This window comes from uncultured Pseudacidovorax sp. (genome assembly GCF_913773995.1).
GTDB lineage: Bacteria > Pseudomonadota > Gammaproteobacteria > Burkholderiales > Burkholderiaceae_C > Xenophilus.
This window is the reverse complement of sequence record NZ_CAJYES010000072.1, coordinates 1-4,063: the sequence shown is the minus strand read 5'-3', so window position 1 is coordinate 4,063 and position 4,063 is coordinate 1. Positions and strand designations below refer to the sequence as shown.

5 protein-coding genes are annotated in these 4,063 nt (G+C 71.8%); 3 read left to right on the top strand and 2 right to left on the bottom strand.

Annotated elements, in window-relative coordinates; all coding sequences use genetic code 11:
• Positions 1 to 849: LysR family transcriptional regulator (locus tag QZ772_RS06275; RefSeq protein WP_295524076.1), on the bottom strand; the 849-nt coding region annotated here is incomplete at its 3' end.
• A gap of 91 nt (positions 850 to 940) precedes the next feature.
• On the opposite strand from QZ772_RS06275, the gene QZ772_RS06270 reads away from it, so the two are divergent.
• On the top strand, positions 941 to 2,491 hold the full coding sequence (locus tag QZ772_RS06270) for an MFS transporter (RefSeq protein WP_295524075.1): 1,551 nt from the start codon (positions 941 to 943) through the stop codon (positions 2,489 to 2,491).
• Positions 2,492 to 2,689: 198 nt separating this feature from the next.
• Positions 2,690 to 3,379 carry a GntR family transcriptional regulator gene (locus QZ772_RS06265; protein WP_295524073.1) on the top strand — a complete coding sequence of 230 codons (690 nt, stop codon included), beginning with the start codon at positions 2,690 to 2,692 and terminating at the stop codon, positions 3,377 to 3,379.
• A gap of 40 nt (positions 3,380 to 3,419) precedes the next feature.
• Here QZ772_RS06265 and QZ772_RS06260 read toward each other — a convergent pair whose 3' ends face one another.
• Positions 3,420 to 3,644, bottom strand: coding sequence for an acetyl-CoA carboxylase biotin carboxyl carrier protein subunit (locus QZ772_RS06260; protein ID WP_295524072.1), 225 nt, complete (start codon positions 3,642 to 3,644; stop codon positions 3,420 to 3,422).
• 113 nt (positions 3,645 to 3,757) lie between these two features.
• On the opposite strand from QZ772_RS06260, the gene QZ772_RS06255 reads away from it, so the two are divergent.
• On the top strand, positions 3,758 to 4,063 hold a 306-nt coding region (locus QZ772_RS06255), incomplete at its 3' end, for a CoA transferase (protein ID WP_295524071.1).

Genomic DNA, 4,063 nt, shown 5'->3' with positions numbered 1-4,063 from the left:
CTGCAGATCGAGCGGCAGCCGGAAGGCCACCAGCCCCAGCGGCGGCGCGATCTTCTGGGCCGTGCGGGCGGAGGCGGTGGCTACCAGCGCGGCGCGCGATGCCGCGACCAGTGCCGTGAAGGTGCTGGGCACCAACAGGACCAGCTCGCGGGTCAGGCCGTGCTCGGCCAGTGCGCGGTCCACCGCCGTCGCCTCCCCAGGCGCGGGGGAGACGTCCACATGCCGGGCGGCGGCGTAGTCCGCCAGACTGACCTGCGCATCGCGCTGCTGCGCCGAGCGCCTGGATGAAGAGGAGCGGGCGGCGGGGCGCCCCTGGAGCAACGGATGGTTGGGGCGCACAACGCCGACCAATGGCTGCCGCTCCTGCAGCACCGCCTGCGCTGGCGCCTCGGCCGTGCGCATCTGGCCGATCTCGAGGTCGACCCGGCCTTCGCGCAGCGCGTCGGGGTCGTGGGGCGCCTCGGGCAGCCATTGCAGGCTGGCGCGCGGCATGCGCTCGGTCAGGGCCTGCGCCACGTTCGCGCCGTAAGCCACGGCCCAGCCCTCCTGAGCCCGCACGACAAAGCGCCGCGGCTGCGCCTGCCAGTCCTGCCCGGCCGCGTCGCGCAACGCGTGGGCCTGGGCCAGCAGCTGGCGCACCGGCTCGGCCAGTGCCAGCGCGCGCGGCGTGGGCACCAGCCGCCGCCCGGCGCGTACGAGGATCGGATCGCCGAAGACCTCACGGATGCGGGCCAGCGTGTGGCTCATGGCCGGCGTGCTCAGGTGCATGCGGGAGGCCGCGGCAGTGACGCTGCCGGTGGTCAGCAGCGCATCGAGTGCGGCCAGCAGGTTGAGGTCGTACTGTTTCATCGAATGCAACCGTCGATTTCGGAGATTGCACTGTACGCAAGTCATGGCAATGCAGAAACTGCGGCGCGTCACACGTCCTTGCCCATCCGCCATGAACGCAAACGCCACACATGCCGCCTTCGCGACCCCCTTGCCGAACCGCGTGGCCGGCTTTCCGCCCCGTCGCCAGCAGCGCATCGCCTTCGCCATGCTCCTGCTGACCCTGGCGATGGCGGCACTGGACCAGACCATCCTGTCCACGGCCCTGCCGGTGATGGCACGCGAGCTGCCCAGCCACTGGCCGTTGGCGTGGGTGTTCTCGTCCTACCTGCTGGCGGCGACGGTGGTCATCATGCTGTACGGGCGACTGGCCGACCTGCTGGGCACGCGTCGCATGATGCTGGTGGCGCTGGGTCTCTTCCTGTTCGGCTCGCTGGCCTGCGGCGCCAGCCGCGATCTGCAAGCGCTGGTGCTGGCCCGAGCCCTGCAGGGAGCGGGTGGCGGCGGCCTGATGACGCTGGCCATGCTCAGCGTGGCCAGTCTCTTCCCGCAGGAAGAACGCCCCCGTTTCCAGTCGCTGCTGGGCGCTGCCTACGGCGTGGCGACGCTCTTCGGCCCCCTGGTGGGCGGCGCGCTGGTCGAGCATCTGACCTGGCATTGGGCGTTCTGGCTCAACGTGCCCTTGGCAACACTGGCCTGGGGCCTGCTGGCAGCGACGATGCCCGCCGGCCGCCGACCAGGCACGGAAGGCGGCCGCATCGACTGGCCCGGTGCCCTCCTGCTGGCCGCCGCCCTGACGCTGCTGCTGCTTGCCACGCAGCATCAGCGGCTCGGCCTGCCGGCCTTCCTGGGCCTGGGCGTGCTGCTGGCCGCTGGCGCGAAGGCGACGGGCCTGTTCCTGTGGCGGCAGCGTCGGGCCGCCCATCCGCTGATGCCCCTCTCGCTGTTCGGGCGGCCGGCATACGCCGCGGTCAGCGTCGTCTCGGCCGCGTCGGGCGTGGCGCTGTATGCCGCCGTGGCCTTGCTGCCGCAATACCTGCAGACCGGCCTGCACCTTTCGCCAACGGCCTCGGCGTGGCATCTGCTGCCGCTGATGGGGGGCGTGACCTGCGCCGCCATCGGCAGCGGGCGCCTGCTGCGGGCGCGCCGTTCACCGGCGCGGCTGGCGCGCCTGGCCTGCCTGTCGATGTTGATGGGTTTCGTGCTGCTCGCCGCGGGCCTGCACTGGCTGCCCGGGCACCCGCTGGTGCTGTCGGCCAGCCTGTTGCCGCTGGGGGTGGGGCTCGGGGTGGTGTTTCCCATCGTGACGGTGGTGGCCCAGCGCGTGTCGCCCGCGCCGCAATTGGGCATCGCCACGGCTGTGCCGGTCATGCTGCGCAGCCTGGGCGGTGCGGTGGGCGTGGCCCTGTTGGCCGCGCTGCTGACCTCGCTGGTGGAGGCGGAGCTGCACGCAGCGGCTCCGGCCGGCGTGGCCCGGGCCGCGGTGCCTGAGCACGCTTTGCCTGCGGCATTCGCCCACGCCTTGTCCGCGGCCCTGGCGCACGGGCTGCAGCCGGTCTTTCTGACCGCGGCCCTGGCCGTGCTGGCGGCCGCCATGGCTACGCGTTGGCTGCCGCACAGCCTGGCGCCGACGGCCCTTGATCCGCGCGCGGCGTCCCGCTGAGGGGACTGGCTCGCGTTGGCACGGCGCGCGGCGAGCGCGGCAACTCGATCTGCGTGGGCGACTGCAGCCGCGAGAGGGATCGCTGGCGGGAGCGCTCAACTTGTCGACAATGCGCAGGTTGACCGTCCGAATGGATCCCCTGTGCCCACCAGTTCCACGCCTCTCGCAGATGCCGACTTTTCCCGCTGGGAGAAAGAGGTGGCATTCCGGCTCTTCGCCGACGCATCCGGGCTCACGCTGACGGTGCCCGAGCAGGTGGCCGCAAGGCTCGGGGATCGCATCCTCTCAGGGGAACTGGCGCCGGGCGCCCGGGTGGGCGAGCAGGAGGTGGCCGACGAATTCGCCATCAGCCGCGGGCCGGTGCGGGAGGCGATCCGCATCCTGGAGCGTGAGGGCCTGATCCAGGTGCTGCCGCGCCGCGGTGCCATCGTGGCGGTGCTGACGGCGCAGGAGCTGCGCGAGCTGTTCGAGATCCGCGCCGGCCTGTTCGACGTGGTGGTGCGCAAGGTGGCGTCGCAACGGCCACCCGAGCTGTTGGCCCTCATGCGGGCCGGCGTGGCGCGGCTGGAGGCGCTCTCGGCCTCGCCCGACGGCGGCGACGCCTACGCGGAGACGGTGCACCGCCTGCTGCAGCTCACGGCCCGCTTCGCCGGCAACGAGCGGCTGCGCCGGATGATCGCGGCGCTGTCGCTGCAGACCTTGCGCTACAGCAAGCTGGGCCTGGCCTCGGTGGAGCGGCGGCAGCAGTCGGTGCAGTTGTGGATCGCGGCCCGCGACGCGCTGGAGCAGGGCGACACCACCCGCATGATGCAGCTGGCGCGGGCGCGCAGCGAAGCCTCGGCCGAAGAGGCGGCGCGGCGCCTGGAAGAGTTGGCCGGCGGCGCGTAGCCGCGGCTGACGCGGTCGACCTCAGCGGTCCGAGGGCCTGTCAAAGGCCATCGCCCAGCACCACCACCGGCTGGCCCTCCGCCACCGGCTCTCCCTCCTTCACGAGCAGTTGCCGCACCACGCCGGCGGCCGGCGCGCAGACGGGGATCTCCATCTTCATGCTCTCCAGCACCATGAGGGATTGGTCGGGCCCGACGGTGTCGCCCTCCCGGACCTCGATCTTCCAGACGGTGCCGGTGACTTCGGATTGCAGCGTGGTGTTCATGGCGTCGCCTTGATGGCTGAGTTGAAAGCCGGATCGTAGTCACCAATAAGATTGTTGACAATACGAATGTCGGATGCTTCAATGCCGCCCGGAGACAACAACGAAAGGGCACCATGACCCCGAATCCGGATGACCGCGATCCATCCAGCCGAGGCGGCGCCGCTGCCAGCACCGGCTCGGAGCGCGACCTCGCCCGCGGCAGCGCGCTGCAGGGCCTGAAGGTGATCGAGATCGCCAGCACCATCGCCGGCCCCGCCTGCGCGCGGCTGCTGGGCGACTTCGGCGCCGACGTGATCAAGATCGAGCCGCCCGAGGGCGACCCGGTGCGCCAGATGGGCCGCCATGTGCACAGCGAGCAGGGCGACGTGTCGCTGTACGCCGCCTCCATCCTGCGCAACAAGCGCAGCGTCGCTCTGGAC